Source organism: Nonomuraea sp. SYSU D8015, from assembly GCF_008065375.1.
Classification (GTDB): Bacteria; Actinomycetota; Actinomycetes; order Streptosporangiales; family Streptosporangiaceae; genus Nonomuraea.
Genome location: NZ_VJYI01000001.1, coordinates 406,811 through 425,985, shown reverse-complemented (window position 1 = coordinate 425,985; position 19,175 = coordinate 406,811). Strand labels below are relative to the sequence as shown.

The window sequence follows — 19,175 nt, the reverse complement described above, 5'->3', positions numbered from 1 at the left end:
GTCCGGGGCCGAATCCCGTGTAATCGTACGTAACCGAAAGCGCTTCCGAAAGCGCTTGCGCGGCCTCTCTCCAGACGGGGGTTCCCTCGATGGCACGAGTATCCAAAGGCTTGGCGATCATCTCGATATGCGCGTTAGGACTGACCGCCTGCGCGAAGACCGACGAGCCCGGGGCCGCCCAGTCGCCGGGCCAGCAGCAGGGGCCGGTGAAGATCGGCATCTCGCTCCCGCTCACGGGCGACTTCTCCGAGCCCGGCAAGGGCATCCAGGAGGGCTACCAGGTCTGGGCCGACATGGTGAACGCCAAGGGCGGCCTGCTGGGCAGGAAGGTCGAGCTGATCTTCCGTGACGACGCCTCCGACCCCAACCGGGTCAGCTCCGACTACGAGTCGCTGATCACCCAGGACAAGGTCAACCTGGTGTTCGGCCCGTTCTCCTCGCGGCTCGTGATCCCCGCGGCGAAGGTCGCCGAGTCGTACAACATGTTGTTCGTGGAGCCGGCCGGGGCCGCCAAGGAGGTCTTCGAGCAGGGCTTCAAGCGGCTGTTCTACGCGGCGCCGGCGATCGCGAGCGACCACTACAACTACCTGGCCGAGTACATCACGAAGCTGCCGGCCGACCAGAAGCCCAAGACGGCCGCGTACGCGAGCCTGGACGACCCGTTCGCCCAGGGCACCGCGTACGGGCTGCGCGACAAGCTGGCCGCCGCCGGCATCAAGACCGTGGTGGACGAGGTGTACCCGCCGGAGACCACCGACTTCTCGCCCATCGCCGCCAAGATCGCCGCCGCGAAGCCGGACATCGTGGTGGGCGGCACCCAGTTCGAGGACTCCGTGGGCCTGGTGCGGGCGCTCCAGGAGCTCAAGGTGCAGCCGAAGCTGGCGGCCTTCTCGACCGGGCCGACGCTGCCCGAGTTCCCCGCCGCGGTGAAGGGGGCGGCCGAGCACATCCTCTCGCCGGTCGGGTGGTCGGCCACCGCCACGTTCACCGGCAACCAGGAGATGGTCAAGCGCTACAAGGAGATGTTCAAGGGCGAGGCCAACGAGGACATCGCCAACGGCTTCACCGTGGGCCAGATCGTCGAGGCCGCCGTGAACGCGGTCAAGTGCGTCGACCCCACGAAGGAATGCCAGGACAAGCTGGCCGACCACATCAGGCAGGGCACGTTCGACACGGTCGTGGGGCCGCTGTCGTTCGACGACGCGGGAAGGCCCGAGCAGGCGCACATGATCCAGCAGTACGTCAACGGCAAGATCGAGATCGTGCTCCCGGAGAACGCCAAGACCGCCGACATCGTCTACCCGAAGAAGGAATGGTGAACCTGCTCCTGCAGGGACTGGCCCTGGGCGTGCTGACGGGCGGGCTCTACGCCCTCCTCGCCTCGGGCCTGTCGCTGTACTTCGGCGTCATGCGGGTGGTCATGGTGGCGCACCCGGCGTTCCTGTTCCTGGCCGCCTACCTGACCTACACCGTGCACACCACGCTCGGCCTCGACCCGTTCCTGGCGCTGCCGCTGACCGTGCCGCTGTTCTTCGCGCTGGGCGTGGCGGTGCAGCGGCTGCTCATCGCGCGGCTGGCGCCGGAGAACATGGCGATGATGTCGGTGCTGCTGACGTTCGGCATCGCGCTGACCATCGAGGGGCTGCTCGGCACGTTCTACACCGGCTCGTACAAGTCGGTCAGCATGGAGTACGCCACCCGGTCCCTCACCATCGGCGGCGTGCACCTCCCGTACGACAAGATCATCGCGTTCTGGGTGGCGGCGATCACGCTCCTCGTGTTGTTCGCGGTGCTGATCAAGAGCAGGTTCGGCCAGTCGCTGCGGGCCACCATCCAGCACCGGGAGGCGGCCAGGCTGGTCGGCATCCAGACCGAGCGCGTGGCCGGCTACGGCTTCGGCGTGGGCCTGGCCACCGCGGCCGTGGGCGGCACGGTGCTGGCGCTGATCACGCCGTTCTTCCCCGCCTCGCACTGGGTGTGGATCGGCAAGCTCATGGCCATCATCGTGGTCGGGGGGCTGGGCAGCGTGGTCGGCGCGGCGCTGGCGGCCGTCCTGCTCGGTGTGGTCGAGGGCCTCGTGCTGGTCACCGTGGACGCGACCTGGGCCACGATCATGTTCTACGTCTTCCTCTTCCTGACCCTGCTCGCGCGCCCCCAGGGGTTCTTCGGAGGCCGGCTTGCGCATCGCTTCTAGAGGGCTCCCGCCGCTGGTCGCCGGGCTGGCGATCGCCTATCCGTTCCTGGTCCCGAACTACTACCTCGTGTACGCGGGCGCGCTGACCGTCATGTACGCCGCCATGGCCACCTCCTGGAACCTCCTGGGCGGCTTCACCGGCTACGTCTCGCTCGGCCACTCGGCCTTCTTCGGCCTCGGCGCGTACGGCACCGGGCTGCTCGTCACCCGGATGGACGTGCCGTGGGTCGTGGCGCTGCTCGTGTCCGCGCTGCTGGTCACGGTGTTCGCCGTGGGCGTCGGCATCGCGGCGGTCCGGGTGCGCGGCGCGTCGTTCGTCATCGTGTCGATCGCGCTCGTGTCCATGATGAACCTCATCGTCCAGGGCTGGCGCTCGCTCACCGGCGGCTCCACGGGCCTGCAGGTGCCCTCGCCCTTCCCCGACCTGCACCGCGGCGAGACCCACATGGTGTTCTTCTACCTGTTCCTGGCGCTGCTGGCGCTCGCGCTGGCCTCCTGGTGGTACGTCTCCCGCTCCCGCTTCGGCGCGGGCCTGCGGGCGATCAGGGAGGACGAGGACAAGGCCGAGTCCCTGGGCGTGCCGACCGGGGCTTACAAGGTGACGGCGTTCGCCCTGTCCGCCCTGTTCGTGGCGCTGGCCGGCGGGCTCTACGCGCTGTGGTTCGGCAGCCTCGACCCGATCTTCGTCTTCTCCATTCTCATCGCCTCGTCCATGGTGCTGATGAGCCTGCTCGGAGGCGTGCGGCACCTGTTCGGGCCGCTGCTCGGCGCGCTCATCGTGGCCCCGGCGGGCGAGTACTTCCTGATCGCGCTGGGCGAGACGCAGATCCACCTGACCGCGACAGGGCTGGTCCTGGTGCTGGTCGTGCTGTTCATGCCGGACGGCATCCTCGCCAGGTTCAGCAGGAGACGCGCCGGTCCCTCCATCCCGGACGAGACGGCCGAGCAGCGGCTCCAGGGGGTGGCGCCATGACGTCCCTGCGCACCGAGGGGCTGAGCAAGTCGTTCGGCGGCGTCCTGGCCGTGGACGGCGCCACGGTCGAGCTGCGCGAAGGCAAGATCAACGGCCTGATCGGGCCGAACGGGTCGGGCAAGACCACGTTCTTCAACCTGATCACCGGCATGATCAGGCCGGACGCGGGGCGCGTGCTCTACCGCGACCGCGACATCACCCGCCACTCGCCGCACCGCATCGCGCACGCCGGCATCGGCCGCACCTTCCAGCTCTGCCGGGTCTTCCCGCGCATGACGGTGCTGGAGAACATGCTCGTCGCCGTCCGCCGCACCCGGCTGCGCGAGCTGCTGGCCGGGCTGCGCGACAAGGGCGAGGTCGAGCGGGCCCGCCACTGGCTGCGCAGGATGGGCATCGAGCACCTGGAGGACGCCGAGGCCCGCGACCTGTCCTACGGCCAGCAGAAGCTCCTGGAGCTGGCCGCGGTGCTCATGGCCGAGCCGGAGCTGGTGCTGCTCGACGAGCCGGCGGGCGGGGTCAACCCGGCGCTGATCGACCGCATCGTCTCGCTGGTCCGCGACCTCAACGCCGAGGGCCGCACGTTCCTCGTCGTCGAGCACAACATGGACATGGTGATGGGCATGTGCGACCACGTCATCGTCTTCGACCGGGGCGCGCCCATCGCCGAGGGGCCGCCGTCCGCGGTGCGGGACGACCCGAAGGTGCTGGAGGCGTATCTAGGTGTCTGAGCTTCCGGAGTCTGGGGCCGTCCTGTCCCTGGAAGACGTCGAGGCCGGGTACGGCAGGGCCGCGCTCGTGCTGCGCGGGCTGTCCGTCACCGTGCGCGCCGGCGAGGTCGTCTGCCTCGTCGGCCCGAACGGCGCCGGCAAGTCCACCGCGCTCAAGGTCGCCAGCGGCCTGCTCGCACCGCGCTCCGGGCGGGTGCTGCTGGCCGGGCAGGACGTGACGGGGCTGTCGCCGCAGCGCCTGCTCGGCCTGGGACTCTCCCACGTGCTGCAGGGCCACAGCGTGTTCCGCGAGATGACCGTGGCCGAGAACGTCCGGCTCGGCGGGTTCACCGTCCGCGACCAGGCCAAGCTCAACGAGCGCGTCGAGGTGGTCAAGGAGTTGTTCCCCGTCGTGGCCGACCGGTGGGGGAGCATGGCCGGGCTGCTGTCCGGAGGGCAGCAGAAGCAGGTCGAGTTCGCCCGCGCGCTCATGCTGGAGCCGAAGGTGGTGCTGCTGGACGAGCCCTCGATGGGGCTCGACCCGCGCAACACCCAGGTGGTCTTCGACCAGATCGACCTCATGCGCCGGACCGGCGTCGCCGTGCTGCTGGTGGAGCAGAACGCGCGCCGGGCCCTGGAGATGGCCGACGTCGGCTGCGTGCTCGACCTCGGCCGCGTGCACATCTCCGGGCCGGCGCGGGAGCTGGCGGCCGACCCGCGGCTCGGCCGCCTCTACCTCGGGGGAGCGCCCGCTAATTAGCCGGGGCCACCCGGACCCGCTTCCTGAACACCCAGTACGTCCACCCCTGGTAGACCAGGACGAACGGGAGCGTGATCAGCCCGATCCAGCTCAGCATCGTCAGCGTGTACGCCCCGGAGGCCGCCTCGGCCAGCGTCAGGCCGGGCAGCGGCCGCAGCCGCAGCTCCATGAAGACCGCCAGCGTGGCCAGCACGATCGCCGCGGCCGTGGCCGCGAACGCCCAGCCCTCCCTGCGCCGCCAGATCAGGGCCGTCGCCGCGGCCAGCGCCGCCATGGCGGCCAGCGCGGGAAACGTGCCGAGGTTCGACAGCGCGAACACGGCCAGCGGGATCGCCGCCGCGCTCGCCGTCATGGCCGCGGCGCGGGCGCGGCGGCGTACCTGGCCGGTCGTCTTGAGCGCCAGGAAGACGGCGCCGTGCAGGGCACACACCGCCAGCGTGAACGCGCCGCCGAGCAGGGCCGCGGGCGCGCTGTCGAACAGCAGGTCGGCGAAGACCGCGCCCCACAGGAACGCCGGCAGCCCGCTGCCCACCATGATGCCCAGGTCGCACCAGAGCGGGTTGCGCACCTTGCCGCGCCACTCCAGGCCGACGCCCCGCACGATCAGGCCCACCAGGATGAGCGTGACCTGCAGGTAGAAGGAGCTGAACACGCCCGCGTACCAGGCGGGGAAGGCGGCGAACATGGCGCCGACCGCCGTGATCAGCCACACCTCGTTGCCGTCCCACACCGGGCCGATGGTCTGCAGGCTCTGCCGCTGCTCGGCGGGGTTCCTGCTGACGACCGGCGCCAGCAGGCCGACGCCGAAGTCGAAGCCCTCCAGCACGAAGTAGCCCGTCCAGAGGAAGGCGATGATGACGAACCAAAGATCGATCATGGTCGTGGCCTCTCAGTACATCAGCGACGGCTCGCGCCGCTCGGCCGCGGGGACGGGGGCGGGCTCCTCGACGCCCTGGCGTACGTGCCTGGTCAGCAGCACGGCCTCGGCCACCGCGAGCACGCCGTACAGCAGCGTGAAGATCGTCAGCGAGATGGCCACCTCGGTCAGCGTCACGCCGGGCGACACGCTGGAGGCGGTCAGGAGCTCGCCCGCGACCGTCCACGGCTGGCGGCCGATCTCGCTCAGCAGCCAGCCGGCGATGATCGCGGCCAGCGGCAGCGGCAGGGCGAGCAGGAACGCCCGCGACAGCCACCTCGGGAAGCCGCGCTTGCGGCGGGTCAGCCAGAGCCCCAGCACCGACAGGCCGACGGTGGCCATCCCGAAGTAGATCATGACCCGGAACGACCAGAAGACGACCGTCTGGTCCGGGCGGTAGTCGCCGGGGCCGAACTGCTGCTCGAAGCGGCGCTGCAGGTCTTCGGTGCCCTGGACGGTGGCGGTGGGGTCGTTGGTGGCGAGGAAGCTGAGGACGTACGGGATCTCGATGCCGGGGGCCAGGCTGAACGGGGCGCCCGCGGTGGAGTGCTCCAGGCCCTCGGCGGCGGCCAGCTTCATGGGCTGCTGCTCGTACAGCAGCTTGCCCGACATGTCGCCGGTGCCCGCGACGACCGCCCCCGCGATCGCCGTCATCACCAGCGCCGCCCGCGCGGCGCTGCGCCACATGGGCGCGTTCTTCCTGATCATCCAGTAGCCGCACACGGCCAGCACGAAGCCGCCCGCCACGATGAACGCCGCCCCGATCACGTGCGGCACCTGGGCCAGCGCCGTCGAGTTGGTCAGCACCGCCCACAGGTCGGTCATGCGGGCCTTGCCGTCCACGACCTCGTAGCCGACCGGGTGCTTCATCCAGGCGTTCGCCGCGAGGATGAAGTACGCCGACAGGTTGGACCCGATGGCGGCCGCCCAGATGCACGCCAGATGCACTTTCTTCGGCAACTTGTCCCAGCCGAAGATCCACAACCCCAGGAACGTCGACTCCATGAAGAAGGCCAGCAACGCCTCCATCGCCAGTGGCGCCCCGAAGACGTCGCCGACGAACGTGGAGTATTCACTCCAGTTCATGCCGAACTGGAACTCCTGCACGATGCCGGTGACCACGCCCATGGCGAAGTTGATCAGGAACAGCTTCCCGAAGAACTTCGTGAGCTTCAGGTAGTGCTCTTTCCCCGTACGGTGCCAGGCCGTCTGCAGGCCGGCCACGAAGATCCCCAGACCGATGGTAAGGGGCACGAACAGAAAGTGGTACACGGTGGTCACCCCGAACTGCCACCGCGCCAGGTCAAGTGCATCCATCTTCCCCGCCGACTCCTGAGCTCTACAGGCTGTAGTACATCTACTTGAAGTAGTACTACAAGCCGTAGAGCAATGCGATGCGACCTTGGTCACATCACCCCGTATGTGCTGGTTGCCGGGTATCGAGGATGCCCGGAAGGGGCGGTCCGGGGCGTCAGCCGCTCGGTTGATTCGCTTGTCCGCCGCAGGGCGTACGACGGTGATGATCCCTCGTATGGCAGGTGTTGCCCTTAACGGCCTGGTCGTGGCTGCCTAGAGTGGCGGCATGAAAGTGGCGGGCAGTGCCGTGATCGGCGTTCAGAGGGATCGAGTGTGGGCGGCGCTCCAGGATCCGGCGGTGCTGGTGCGCACCATCCCGGGGTGCGAGCGGCTGGAGGAGACGGGGCCGGACACGTACCGGATGACGGTCAACGCGGGCGTCGCCTCCATCAAGGGGGTCTATCAGGGGGAGGTCGCGCTGAACGATCCGCTGCCGCCCGAGAGCTTCACGCTGAAGGCGCGCGGGCAGGGCGCGCCGGGGACGGTGGACGCGACCGTCCGGGTACGTCTGAGCGAGATCGACGGCGGGACGCGGGTCGACTACGACGCCGACGCGGTGATCGGCGGGATGATCGGCGGGGTGGGGCAGCGCATGCTCGGCTCGGTGGCCAAGCGGACGGCGGCCGAGTTCTTCACCGCCGTCGAAGACCACCTGCGTGGTCCCGCCGAGCCTGATGGTGCGCGGCCGCTGCTGCGGAGCGTGCCCCCGGCTCCGGAGGCGGCCGCCGTCCCGGTGGAGGCGGCTCCGGGCGAGGCGGCGGACGAGCGCGCTGCCGCTGCGGGCGCTGTCTATGAGCGGCCTCGGAAGCGGCACACCGAGACGCGGCCGTGGGTGATGCTGGCGTCGTTCGGCATGGGGGCGGGCATCGCGCTGACGGGCGTCGCCGTGGGCTGGCTCCTCGGCCGCGGGTCCCGCCGCCAGGGCTCGTAGCGGAGATCGACGCGGTCATCGTGTCCGCCTCGATCTCCGCCGGTCCGCTTGCCGGCCCTGCTCTTCACACCACCCGTTTCGCGCCATCGCCCACGCGAGCGAGGCGGTGGGTGAGAGGGTGAGCGGCCACGAATCCGGGCAACCCCTGGGGCCCGCCACCCCGGCACGCGACGGCGAGCCAGGCGGGCGAGCGGCCACGGCATGGGGCGGCCCCTGCCGGGCGCCGTCACCTCCGCAGGGGCGACGGTGGGCCGGAAGGGCGGGCGGCCCGGCCCCGGAGGTCGCGGCAGGGGTTGCCGGAAGGCGGTCAGGGCCGTCGAAGGCTGTCAGGGGCCGACGGGGCGGTCAGGGGTGGTGGGTGGAGCGGAGGGCGAAGAGGTCGGAGGGGGAGATGGGCATGCGGTCGATCTCGATGCCCTCGGCGTCCTCAATGGCAGAGGCGATCACCGCCGAGACCGGGATGACCCCGGCCTCGCCCGCACCCTTGATGCCGAGCGGGTTGAGCGGCGAAGGCGTCTCCAGGTGATCGGTCTCGATGTGCGGGATCTCGGTGGCGTACGGCATGAGGAAGTCCATGAAGGAGGCGTTGACGAGCTGCCCGTGCGAGTCGTACGCCATGCGCTCGTACAAGGCCCCGCCGATGCCCTGCGCCACTCCCCCATGGATCTGCCCCTCCACGATCATGGGATTGATCAGCCGCCCGCAGTCGTGCACGACCGCGTACCGGACGACCTTGATCTCGGCCGTGTCCGGGTCGGTCTCCACGACGGCCGCGTGCATGCCGGCGGCGAACGTCGACCGGATCGGCGAGTAGTAGTCGCGCCCCTCCAGCCCCGGCTCCTCCTCCTCGGCGACCGGCGGCCGGTCGGGCGAGGCCGTGCCGGAGAACTGGGTGGCCTTGGCGGCCTCCTCGTCGAAGGCGTAACGCAGGGGGTTGGACAGGACCGCGACCGTGGACAGCGGGATGGACGCGCCCGGCGCGCCGGCCACGTGCACCAGGCCGTCGGTGATCTGGAGATCGGACGGGTCGGCCTCGAGGGCGTCGGCGGCGATGCGCAACGCCTTCTCGCGCACCTTCCGGCAGGCCAGCGCGATGGCATTGCCGCTGACGACGGCGGCGCGGGAGGCGAACGTGCCCACCGCGTACCCGAACCTGCGCGTGTCGCCGGTGACCACGCTGACGCGCTCGATGGGCACGCCCAGCTCGGCGGCGGCGATCTGGGCGAACACCGTCTCGTGCCCCTGCCCCTGGGAGGTGAGTCCCGTGGACACGTGCACGCGGCCGTCGGAGGTCACCTGCACGTGTCCGCCCTCGTACGGTCCGACGCCGGTGCCCTCCACGTAGCACCCGATGCCGATGCCCCTGCCGGGCGCCCGCTCGAAGTCGTCCCAGCCGATCAGCTCCTTGATCATGCGGAGCATCTCGGGGTAGTCCCCGCTGTCGTAGATCAGCGGCCGCCCGTCCTGGAACGTCATCCCCTGGTCGTACGGGAACTCGCCGGGCTGGATGAAGTTGGCCGCGCGCACCTCGGTCCGGTCCTTGCCGAGGTGCCAGGCGATCTTGTCCATGGTCCGCTCCATGCAGAACACCCCCTGCGGGCGCCCCGCGCCCCGATAGGGAGTGACCTGCACGGTGTTGGTGTAGACGGCGCTGAACTCGACCCGGTAAGAACCGATCTTGTACGGCCCGAGCAACTGGGTGGAGGTGACGATCGGCACGATGATCCCGTACGGCGTGTAGGCGCCGTGGTCGTGCAGGATCGTCACGTCCAGCCCGAGGACGCGGCCGTCGTCGTCGAACCCGACGCGGACGTACTGGACCTGACCGCGCTCGTGCGCGGACGAGATGAAGTGCTCCCTGCGGTCCTCGGTCCACTTGATCTCGCGGCCGAGCGTCATGGCCGCCCACGGGAGGAGGATCTCCTCCGGCCACGGGTGCACGATCTTGACGCCGAACCCGCCGCCGACGTCCGGCGCGATCACCTCGACCTGCGGAAGGGGCAGGCCGAGCGCGGCGGCCACCGCCATGCGGACGCTGGTGGAGGTCTGGGTGCTGGAGTAGACGCGCAGGTCGCGGCCGTCCCACCGGGCGTACACGCCGCGTCCCTCCAGGGGCATGCTGGCGCTGCGCTCGATGTCGAGCCGGAAGGCCAGGGTGTGCGGGGAGGCCTCGATGGCCTCGCGCGCGCCGCGCCCGTCCGCGCCGGCGACCTCCTGGACGAGGTGGGCGCCGACGTTGCCGGGCACGTCCTCGTGGACGAGCTGGGCGCCCTGGACGGCCTCCTCCAGGCCGACGACCGGCTTGAGCGGCTCGTAGTCGACCTCGATGAGCGCGCAGGCGTCCTCGGCCGCGTACCGGTCGGTGGCCACCACCATCGCCACCGGCTCGCCCACGTGCCTGACGACGTCCTTGGCCAGCGGGTACGCGGTGCGCCCGTGCGTGAGCGCCGGATGCGGGATGAGCAGCGGCAGCGGCCTGCCGACCCGTTCGGGCAGGTCCTCGAAGGTGTAGATCGCGACGAGTCCCTCCACGTCGAGCGCCGGCCCGACGTCGATGTCGCGGATGCGGGCGTGCGCGTGCGGCGAGCGCACGAACGCGGCGGCGAGCGCGTCGCGCCCCAGGTCGTCGAGGTAGCGGCCGTTCCCCGTCAGCAGCCTGGGGTCCTCCCGCCGCGGCACGGGCTCGCCGAACAGCCTCGTCGTCATGCTTCCTCCGCCAGCAGCTCGGCGGCCCGGTGGACGGCCTTGACGATGTTCTGGTAGCCGGTGCACCGGCACAGGTTGCCGGAGACGCCCTCCAGCACCTCCTCGTCGGTCGGCGCCGGATTGTCCCTGAGCAGGGCGGTCACCGTGCACAGGAAACCGGGCGTGCAGAAGCCGCACTGCAGCCCGTGGCACTCGGCAAAGGCCCGCTGCACCGGCGAGAGCCCGTCCGCGCCCGCCAGCCCCTCCACAGTGGTGATCTCGCAGCCGTCCACGGTGACGGCGAACGTCAGGCACGAGCGCACGGGCCGCCCGTCGAGCAGCACCGTGCAGCAGCCGCAGACGCCGTGCTCGCAGCCCACGTGGGTGCCGGTGAGGCCGAGGTCGTGCCGCAGGCAGTCGGACAGCAGCCGCCGGGCCGGTACGCTCACCCGCCGCGCGGCGCCGTTCACGACGAGCGTGATCTCATGCTCCACCGGTCTCCGCCTCCCTGGCCGCGTTCCGCAGCGCCCGCTTGGTCAGCACTCCGACCAGGTGGCGGCGGTAAGAGGCCGATGCGTGGATGTCGTCCTCGGGCTCGATCCGGTCCTGCACGAGCTGGGCGACGTCCCCGTCGAGCTCGTGAGCGGCGCTCTGCCCGCCGGCGTCGGTCACGTCCACGACGACCGGCACCGGCCCGACTCCGATGCAGGCGACCCTGGCCGCGGTGACGTGCGCGTCCTCGTTCACCGTGACGACCGCGCACACTCCGGCCAGCGCGTAGTCGCCGTGCCTGCGGGTCACCTCCTCGAAGGCGGCCCCTGTCCGCGGCCCCAATGACGGGAAATATGCCGACACCGCCAGCTCGCCCGGCTGGACGGCCGACTCCATGGGGCCGACGAAGAACTCCCGCGCGGGGACGTCCCGCTCCACCGGGGAGCTCCCCTCCCACCGGGCGATCCGGACGGAGCCGTCCAGGACGGCCAGCACGGCGGGCAGCTCGGCGGCCGGGTCGGCGTGCACGAGGCTGCCGACCACGGTCCCCCGGTTCCTGATCACCGGGTGGGCGACCAGTTTGAGCGCTTTGGTGAGCAGCGGGTGAACCCCGGCCCGCTCCAGCTCGGAGTGCCGGGTCAGCGCCCCGACGCGGACGCCCGCCTCGGTGCGCTCGACGCCGCCGAGCCCCGCCACCCGGTTGATGTCGACGAGATGCTCCGGCGCGGCCAGCCGCATGTTGAGCATGGGGATCAGGCTCTGCCCACCGGCCAGCACCTTCCCCCGGACCTCGGCGAGGGTCTGGAGCGCCGCGCCGAGGTCGCGCGGGGCGTGGTACTCGAACGGCGGCGGCTTCACCCGGCCTCGCTCCTGGCCGGCTTGAGCGACGGCCCCGCGATGGCCCGCAGCAGGTGGTAGCCGCCCAGCACCACGATGGTGCCAAGCGCGATGCCCTCCAGCGTGAAGTCGCCGGCGATGAAGTGGCTCACGGGTCCGATGGCCAGGATGATGCCCGCCCCGGTCGGGACCATGTTGACCGGATCGGCGAAGTCCACCCGGTTCTCGATCCAGATCTTCGCGCCGAGCAGACCGATCATCCCGTACAGGATGACGGTGACGCCGCCGAGCACGCCGCCGGGCGTGGCCGCGACCAGCGCGCCGAACTTCGGGCAGAGCCCGAACAGGATCGCGATGACGGCCGCGATGTAGTAGGCGGCCGTGGAGTAGACCTTGGTGGCGGCCATGACGCCGATGTTCTCGGCGTACGTGGTGGTGGGCGAGCCGCCGACCGCGCTGGTCACCACGGTGCCGACACCGTCGGCCACCACCGCGCGGCCGACGTACGGGTCGACGTCGGTCTTGGTCATCTCGCCCACGGCCTTGACGTGCCCGATGTTCTCGGCGATGAGCGCGATGACCGCGGGCAGGACCAGCAGCACGGCCGAGAACCGGAAGTCGGGGGCGTGGAAGCTCGGGATGCCGAACCAGGGTGCCGAGGCCACGGCGTCGAAGTTCACCCGGTCGTGCGGGAACGCCGTGGCCACGCAGTACGTGCCCTCGGCCGGGCAGGGGTTCCCCGCCGCGTCCCGCAGGTTCTGGCCGGGCAGCACGGACGTGACCGGCCCCGCCGTCCGGTCCAGGATCCACGACAGCACGAACCCGGCGACGAGCCCGATCAGCACGCCGATCCGCCCGATGAACCCCTTGAACAGCACGATCACCAGGAACGTGATCAGCATCGTGATCAGCGCGACCCAGTGGTCCTGCGGCCAGTAGACGTCCGCCACCACGAACGCCAGCCCGAAGCCGATGAGCATGACGACCGCGCCGGTGACGACGGGCGGGAAGACCCGGTGGATGATCTGCACGCCGAGGAAGTGGATGGCCAGCCCGGCCAGCGCCAGCACGAACCCGGCGACCAGGATGGCGCCGGTCACGATCGCGTCCGCGCCCGCGGTGTCGCCGCCGAAGGCCGCCCTGATGGCGAACACGCCGCCCACGAAGGACGCGCTGGTGCCCAGGTAGCTGGGGACCTTCCCCTTCACAATGAGCAGGAACAGGATCGTGGCGACGCCCGACATCATCACGGCGACGTTCGGGTCCAGCCCCATGACCAGGGGGAAGACGAAAGTCGCGCCGAACATCGCGATCACGTGCTGCGCGCCGAACCCCACCATCCTGGGCCAGCTCAGGCGCTCGTCGGGCCTGACCACCTCACCGGGCGTCAGGTGCTTGCCGTCACCGTGTTTGGTCCATCCCCAAGCCATGAAAGCCCCTTTTGTGCTGGGCCGGCGACACCGTCCGTTGCGGGCACATTAGGCCCGCCCGTACGGTCCTACACGGGCATGATCTGCCAAATCTGCGCCGACTACCAGTGAAAACCTCGCGCACATGCGAGCTCTACGCGACGTGAATCGAGAACCCCTCGCCGCTCACCACCTGACCGGCGCGGATCTTGGCGGTCTTGCGCAGCTCCACCTCGCCGTCCACGAGCACCATGCCTTCGGCGATCAGTTGTTTGGCCATGCCGCCCGTCTCCGTGACCCCGCAGTATTTCAGCAGGTCGCACAGCGGGATGTAGTCAGAGCGCAGTTCGAAGTCCAGGTCCACGAGGCCCCAGCCTAGATGCCCCGCATCCGCAGCACGTGCAGGGCCAGGGTCAGGTTGAGCCGCAGGTGCGGGTCGTCGGTGAAGTTGCCGAGCAGGCGCTCCAGCTTTCCGATCCGGTACCGCAGGGTGTTGTAGTGGAAGTGCAGCCGCCTGGCGGTCTCGGCCACGTTGAGGTTCGTCTCCAGGAGCACCTGCAGGGTGCGCCGGAGGTCGGCGTTCTCGGCGTCGTCGTCGGAGGCCAGCGGCCCGAGCGTCTCGCGGACGAAGGCGTGCAGCTCGTCGGTGTCGTTGACCAGCGACAGCAGCCGGTAGACGCCCAGTTGGTCGAAGTGGGCGACCGCGCCGGGGCCGTGCAGCTGGCGTCCGACCCTGGCCGCCTTCAGCGCCTGCGAATAGGCCTCCGGCAGAGTGTCCGCCCCCGGGCTCGGCCGGGACGTGCCGGTCGAGAACGTGGCGGGCGGCACGTCGGCGAACCCCGAGGCGGCGTCCTTGGCCACGCGTACGGCGTCGATGGCGGCGTCGACCACGGCCACCACCTCGTGGGAGAACCCGGCCACCGCTCCGCGCGGGTCGTGCCGCCTGATCGCGGCCGTCCAGCACGCCACGAGGCGGTCCTGGGCGCTGCGCTCGTCGCCGTCGGGGTCGAGCTCGGCCACCAGCACGGTCACCGGCCGGGCCAGGTCCCACCCGAACGCCCTGGCGCGGGCCGTGATCCGCTCGGCCGTGCCGGCTCTGCCGGTGAGCACGTCGCGCAGGAAGTCGGCGCGGTATTTGCTCTCGACGGCGTTGACCGCCTCCTGCCGGGTGACGACGAGCGCGGCCACGGTGGCGGCGCGCTCGAGGATGCCGACGTCGCTGTCCCTGATCGCCCCCGACGCGCTGTAGGCGACGATCCTGCCGTGGTGGTGCCCACCTGCCAGCACCGGCACCGAGGCGAACTCCCGGCCCCGCGCGGCCGACGGCCCGCGGCCCGCGGCGGCCGGCGGGCCCTCGCGGGAGATCGACTCGCGCAGCACGGCGACGTGGTCCGGCGGCCCGGCGCTGGCCAGCACGTGCCCGGCGCCGTCGACGGCCGCGACCGACACGTCGAGCAGCTGCGCCACCTCGGCGGCGACCTCACCCAGCCCGCCGCCGGCCAGCACCACCTGCACCAGCGCCCGGTGCGCCTCCTCGGCGCGGGCCAGCACGGCGGCCTGACGGTTGAGGATGTCGGTCAGCACCTGGTTGAGGATGTCGTCGAAGCCGACGTCGTTCGGCAGCAGGATGAGCGGGAAGCCGAGCCGGTCGGCCTGCTCCACCATCTCGTCGGGCAGCTCGTCGACGTACCGGCCGAGCTTGATCGCCAGGGCGGCGAGCCCGCGCTCGTCCAGGTCGGCCACGAGCCGGCCGAGCGACTGCGGCGTGTTGCGGAGCGGATAGCCGGTGGTGAGCAGCAGCTCGTGGGGTTTGACCCAGGCCAGGATGTCGGGGACCTCCATGACGTTGAGCCGCTGGACGATGCGGCCGAGCCCGCTCTCGCCCGCGATGAGCCTGGCCTCCGCCAGGGTGGACACACCCAGGACCTCTTCCACGGACACACCGTGAATGATCGTTCCGGTGCTGGCCAGACGGACGGGGGGCTCCATGAGGAAATTGTGACCCGGGAAGCGGTCTGTCAGGAAGAGCCAACCTTCCCGCTGACTGTTGGCAAATTTCTCCGTACGGAGGGTTCCCGCCCCCGTCTACGGTCAGGTCCAGGGTCGGTTGGGAGGTCCGGTGACGGTCAGTACTCACGCGCGGCGTACCCGCGTCCATGTCACGGGCGCGGCCAGCACGGCGGTACGGTCCGTCCTGGAGTCGCCGCGCCGCCCCGCCCGCGTGCTCGCCGTGTTCCCCGCGGGCGTGTATCTGGAGGTCAGGACCGAGACGGAGCCCTCGGTGATCGCCGTCATCACCGGCGAGGCCACCAGGCTGCCCAACTCGGTGCTGCTGGCGGGCCCCCTGCCGCACGTCACCGTCGGTGACGACGCGTACGTCGGCGACCGCGCGGTCGATCTGGGCCCGCTGAGCCTGCGCGTGCGCCGCTGGTGGGATCCCGCTCCGCCGCTGGGGCCGATCGACCGGGCGCGGCTGGCGGGGGCCGCCGCGATCCTGACCCGGCCATCGGATCCCGCCCCCGGTCTGGCCGGCAACGGCGCGGTCGCCTCGCTCGCGGCCGCCTGCGCGAAGGGGTGGCTGCTGGGGGCCGTGTCGGCGGCCGAGCAGCTCGTCGGGCTCGGGCCCGGGCTGACGCCGAGCGGCGACGACGTACTGGCGGCGCTGCTGGTGACGTTGCGGCACCTGGGCACGGCGACGGGCGCGGAGCGGGCGGTGTGGCTGGCCGACTGGCTGGCCGCGACGGTCACGTACGACGCGCGCACGCGCACCACTCCCCTGTCGGCCACGCTCCTGCACTGCGCGGCCCGAGGCGAGGCGAGCCCCGAGCTGCTCGCGGTGCTGCGCGGCATCGCGGGCGGCCAGGCGCTCGAACCGGCACTGCGCCGCCTGCGCCGCCTCGGCCACACCTCGGGCGCCGACCTCGCGCAGGGCGTCGCCATCGGCGTCGGCGCCGTCCTGGCCCTGGGCGGGCAGCGGTGAGCGCCGAGGCGGTGCTGGTCCGCAAGGGGGCCTACTACGACTCGGTCCAGCTCATGCGGGTCAGCCGGGCGCTGTCGGGAACGCCGGGCGTCGCGGCGGCCATGGTCGCGATGGCGACCGAGCTCAACGTCTCCGTCATCAGGGACCTCGGCTTCACCGTGCCCGAGGCCTGCCCCGGCGACCTGCTGATCGCCGTCAGGGCCGACGACCCGGAGGCCGCGGTCGCGGAGGCCGACCGGCAGCTCACCACACTGCAGCGGCCGGGCGCGGCGGCCGAGCAGCCGCCACTGACCACGTGGTCGGCGGCCGCCGGGGAGCCGGCCGGCCTGGTGCTGGTGTCGGTGCCGGGCGAGCACGCCTTCTGCGAGGCGTACGACGCCGTCATGGCCGGGCTGCCCGTCATGGTCTTCAGCGACGGCGTCCCCGTCGAGCTGGAACGGCGGCTGAAGGAGCTGGCGGAGGAGCGGGACGTCCTGGTGATGGGCCCGGACTGCGGCACCGCCTCGATCGGCGGCGTGGGCCTCGGCTTCGCGAACGTGCTCGCCCCCGGCCCCGTCGGCGTGGTCGCCGCGTCGGGCACGGGTGCGCAGCAGGTGACGTCGCTGCTCGACTGGGCGGGCACGGGCGTCAGCCACATCCTGGGCGTGGGCGGCAGGGACCTGTCGGCCGAAGTCGGCGGCCTGTCGACGCTGCGCGCGCTGCGCATGCTCGACGAGGACCCGGCGACCGAGCTGATCGTGCTCGTCTCGAAGCCGCCCGCCCCCGAGGTGGCGCGGGCCGTGGAGGAGGCCGTGGCCGGGCTGCGCACGCCGGTGGTGCCCGCGCTGCTTCCCGCGCCGGACTCGGGCGCATCAGGTGGCGCCAATCTGACGAAGGCCACCGAGCAGGCGCTGCGCACCCTCGGCAGGCCCGTCCCCGAGTGGCCGTCCTGGGTGGCCGCCCCGCAGACCCCGCGCAAGACGCTCAAAGGCATCTATTCCGGAGGGACGCTCAGCCTGGAGGCCGCGGCGGTCGCCGGCCAGGGCGACATCGTGGACTACGGCGACGACGCGTACACCAGGGGCCGGGCGCACCCGATGATCGACCCGACGCTGCGCCTGGAGGCGCTGGCCCGGACCGGCGAGACGGACGTGGTGCTCCTGGACGTCGTCCTCGGCCACGGCGCCGACCCCGACCCCGCCGCGGCGCTGGCCCCCGCCGTCGCCCGCACCTCGGCGGCCGTCGTCGTCGCGCTCGTCGGCACCCGGGGCGACCCACAGGACCTGCAGCGCCAGGCCGCCGCCTTCCGCGACGCGGGCGCGGCCGTGTTCCTGTCCAACGCCCAGGCGGCCCGGCACGCCAGGAGCCTCGTATGAGCCCGCTCTCCACCCCGTCCCGCGTGATCACGGTGGGCGCGGGCCTGCTCGACGAGGCGCTGGCGGCGCAGGCCGTCCCCACGACCCCGGTGGACTGGCGCCCGCCCCTGCCGGGCACCGCGGAGGCGCTGGTCAAGGTGCTGGGTGATCCGCGCAGGCAGGCCGCCAACGAGCTGGCCGCAGACCGGCTGACCTCCGCACGGCCGCACCTGGTGGGCGTGCGCCGGGCGGCGGAGGTGCTGCCGCGGGGAACGTTCCTGCACGCGGGCCCTCCGATCACGTGGGAGCGCGCGTCCGGCCCGATGCGCGGCGCGCTGATCGGCGCGATGCTGCTGGAGGGCCTGGCCGCCGACGAGCACGACGCGGCGGCGCGGCTCGCGGCGGGCGAGGTCGCGCTGCGGCCGTGCCACGAGCACGCCGCGGTGGGGCCCATGGCAGGCGTGGTGAGCCCGTCCATGTGGCTGTTCGAGGTACGCGACGAGGAGCACGGCGGCACCGCCTACTGCTCGCTCAACGAGGGCCTGGGCAAGGTCCTCAGGTACGGCGCGTACGGGCCGGAGGTGCTGGAGCGGCTGCGCTGGATGGCCGCGGTGCTCGGCCCCGCGCTGGCCGCGGCGCTGGAGCGGACCGGCCCGATCGACCTGCGCTCGCTCATCGCACAGGCCCTGCAGATGGGCGACGAGCTGCACAACCGCAACCGGGCGGCCACCTCGCTGCTGCTGCGCGAGCTGGCCCCGGCCGTGGTCGAGGCCGCCCCCGGCGAGGCCGCGCAGGTGCTGCGCTTCATCAACGGCAACGACCACTTCTTCCTCAACGCCGGCATGGCCGCGGCCAAGGTCAGCACGGATGCCGCCCGCGGCATCCCCGGCTCGACCATGGTCGTGGCCATGGCCAGGAACGGCACCGACTTCGGCGTCCAGGTGTCGGGGCTCGGCGGGCGCTGGTTCACCGGGCCCGCCGGGGTGCCCGACGGGCTCTATCTGGGCACGTACGGGCCCGAGGACGCCAACCCCGACATCGGCGACTCCACGATCACCGAGACGTCCGGCCTCGGCGGCTTCGCGATGGCGGCGTCCCCGGCGATCGTGCGGTTCGTGGGCGGCGAGGTGGCCGACGCCGTCAGGGCCACCCGCTCGATGTACGAGATCACGCTCGCCGAGCACCCCGCCTACCAGATTCCCGGCCTGGGTTTCCGCGGCACGCCGGTCGGCATCGACGTCACCCTCGTGGCCAGGACGGGCCTGCTGCCCGTGGTCAACACCGGCATCGCCGGGCGCATCGCGGGAACGGGGCAGGTGGGCGCGGGCCTGGTCAAACCCCCTGCCGAGGCTTTCACCAGCGCGTTGCTGGCGTTGGCCGAGGCCGTAAGTGATCCATTTTGAATGGCCGCATATCCGCACGTCAGGACCGCAGTAAAGCGGACGTCAGCTTCCATTACGCATTCCCCGCCGATATCGTAACGAACCTCATAATCTGCAAGTAGCGTGACAACGCACGTGACGGATGAGGGAGATGGGGGCGGGAAGATGGCAGCCGACCGCTTGCTCAGCGGGCCGGGCCCGGAGGGAGGCGCCCCGAGC

At 71.6% G+C, this 19,175-nt stretch carries 17 protein-coding genes; 9 read left to right on the top strand and 8 right to left on the bottom strand.

The genetic code is table 11. The features are described from left to right. Window positions 1-110 precede the first annotated feature (110 nt). The 5 genes from ID574_RS03810 to ID574_RS03790 are packed head-to-tail and all read left to right on the top strand — an operon-like array spanning window position 111 to window position 4,634. Entirely contained in the window at window positions 111-1,319 is a 1,209-nt protein-coding gene (locus ID574_RS03810; RefSeq protein WP_223166339.1) for an amino acid ABC transporter substrate-binding protein, read from the top strand. Further along, window positions 1,313-2,194: a branched-chain amino acid ABC transporter permease gene (locus tag ID574_RS03805; RefSeq protein ID WP_188187331.1), complete on the top strand. Its 882-nt coding sequence runs from the start codon at window positions 1,313-1,315 to the stop codon at window positions 2,192-2,194. Before ID574_RS03810 ends, ID574_RS03805 begins: the two co-directional genes overlap by 7 nt. Then, a complete protein-coding gene (locus ID574_RS03800; RefSeq protein WP_223166338.1) occupies window positions 2,178-3,167 on the top strand; it encodes a branched-chain amino acid ABC transporter permease in 990 nt (329 codons plus the stop codon). Before ID574_RS03805 ends, ID574_RS03800 begins: the two co-directional genes overlap by 17 nt. Next, window positions 3,164-3,895, top strand: a complete 732-nt coding sequence (locus ID574_RS03795) for an ABC transporter ATP-binding protein (protein ID WP_188187330.1) — start codon at window positions 3,164-3,166, stop codon at window positions 3,893-3,895. The genes ID574_RS03800 and ID574_RS03795 overlap by 4 nt, the downstream gene beginning before the upstream one ends. Next, the gene (locus ID574_RS03790) at window positions 3,888-4,634 is read left to right on the top strand and encodes an ABC transporter ATP-binding protein (protein WP_188187329.1); all 747 of its coding nucleotides are present in this window, start codon (window positions 3,888-3,890) and stop codon (window positions 4,632-4,634) included. The genes ID574_RS03795 and ID574_RS03790 overlap by 8 nt, the downstream gene beginning before the upstream one ends. Here the strand turns inward: ID574_RS03790 and cydB are convergent. Then, window positions 4,627-5,511, bottom strand: coding sequence for a cytochrome d ubiquinol oxidase subunit II (cydB, locus tag ID574_RS03785; protein WP_188187328.1), 885 nt, complete (start codon window positions 5,509-5,511; stop codon window positions 4,627-4,629). The two genes, ID574_RS03790 and cydB, sit on opposite strands and share 8 nt — an antisense overlap. Before the next feature lie 12 nt (window positions 5,512-5,523). Further along, window positions 5,524-6,867, bottom strand: coding sequence for a cytochrome ubiquinol oxidase subunit I (locus tag ID574_RS03780; protein WP_188187327.1), 1,344 nt, complete (start codon window positions 6,865-6,867; stop codon window positions 5,524-5,526). 265 nt (window positions 6,868-7,132) lie between these two features. On the opposite strand from ID574_RS03780, the gene ID574_RS03775 reads away from it, so the two are divergent. After that, the gene (locus ID574_RS03775) at window positions 7,133-7,837 is read left to right on the top strand and encodes an SRPBCC family protein (RefSeq protein WP_188187326.1); all 705 of its coding nucleotides are present in this window, start codon (window positions 7,133-7,135) and stop codon (window positions 7,835-7,837) included. 345 nt (window positions 7,838-8,182) lie between these two features. On the opposite strand, the gene cutA is transcribed toward ID574_RS03775, so the two are convergent. The 6 genes from cutA to ID574_RS03745 form a co-directional block, all read right to left on the bottom strand. Then, window positions 8,183-10,543 carry an aerobic carbon-monoxide dehydrogenase large subunit gene (gene cutA, locus ID574_RS03770; RefSeq protein WP_188187325.1) on the bottom strand — a complete coding sequence of 787 codons (2,361 nt, stop codon included), beginning with the start codon at window positions 10,541-10,543 and terminating at the stop codon, window positions 8,183-8,185. Further along, complete coding sequence (locus tag ID574_RS03765; RefSeq protein WP_188187324.1) at window positions 10,540-11,016, bottom strand: (2Fe-2S)-binding protein; 477 nt, start codon at window positions 11,014-11,016, stop codon at window positions 10,540-10,542. Before ID574_RS03765 ends, cutA begins: the two co-directional genes overlap by 4 nt. Then, window positions 11,006-11,872 carry an FAD binding domain-containing protein gene (locus ID574_RS03760; RefSeq protein WP_188187323.1) on the bottom strand — a complete coding sequence of 289 codons (867 nt, stop codon included), beginning with the start codon at window positions 11,870-11,872 and terminating at the stop codon, window positions 11,006-11,008. The genes ID574_RS03765 and ID574_RS03760 overlap by 11 nt, the downstream gene beginning before the upstream one ends. Then, entirely contained in the window at window positions 11,869-13,281 is a 1,413-nt protein-coding gene (locus ID574_RS03755; RefSeq protein WP_188187322.1) for a uracil-xanthine permease family protein, read from the bottom strand. The genes ID574_RS03760 and ID574_RS03755 overlap by 4 nt, the downstream gene beginning before the upstream one ends. A 133-nt stretch (window positions 13,282-13,414) precedes the next feature. Continuing rightward, window positions 13,415-13,624 (bottom strand): RNA-binding S4 domain-containing protein, encoded by a 210-nt coding sequence (locus ID574_RS03750; RefSeq protein WP_188187321.1) that lies wholly within the window; start codon window positions 13,622-13,624, stop codon window positions 13,415-13,417. A gap of 11 nt (window positions 13,625-13,635) precedes the next feature. Next, window positions 13,636-15,249, bottom strand: coding sequence for a PucR family transcriptional regulator (locus ID574_RS03745; RefSeq protein WP_188187320.1), 1,614 nt, complete (start codon window positions 15,247-15,249; stop codon window positions 13,636-13,638). Between the two features lie 130 nt (window positions 15,250-15,379). Between ID574_RS03745 and ID574_RS03740 the strand changes: the two genes are divergently transcribed. From ID574_RS03740 to ID574_RS03730, 3 genes are read left to right on the top strand one after another with little or no spacing between them, the layout of a single operon-like run. Further along, a complete protein-coding gene (locus ID574_RS03740; RefSeq protein WP_223166337.1) occupies window positions 15,380-16,240 on the top strand; it encodes an oxamate carbamoyltransferase subunit AllH family protein in 861 nt (286 codons plus the stop codon). Beyond that, the gene (locus ID574_RS03735; RefSeq protein WP_223166336.1) at window positions 16,237-17,595 is read left to right on the top strand and encodes an AllF/FdrA family protein; all 1,359 of its coding nucleotides are present in this window, start codon (window positions 16,237-16,239) and stop codon (window positions 17,593-17,595) included. Before ID574_RS03740 ends, ID574_RS03735 begins: the two co-directional genes overlap by 4 nt. Then, window positions 17,592-18,977 carry a YlbE family protein gene (locus ID574_RS03730; protein ID WP_188187318.1) on the top strand — a complete coding sequence of 462 codons (1,386 nt, stop codon included), beginning with the start codon at window positions 17,592-17,594 and terminating at the stop codon, window positions 18,975-18,977. The genes ID574_RS03735 and ID574_RS03730 overlap by 4 nt, the downstream gene beginning before the upstream one ends. The last annotated feature ends 198 nt before the right edge of the window (window positions 18,978-19,175 follow it).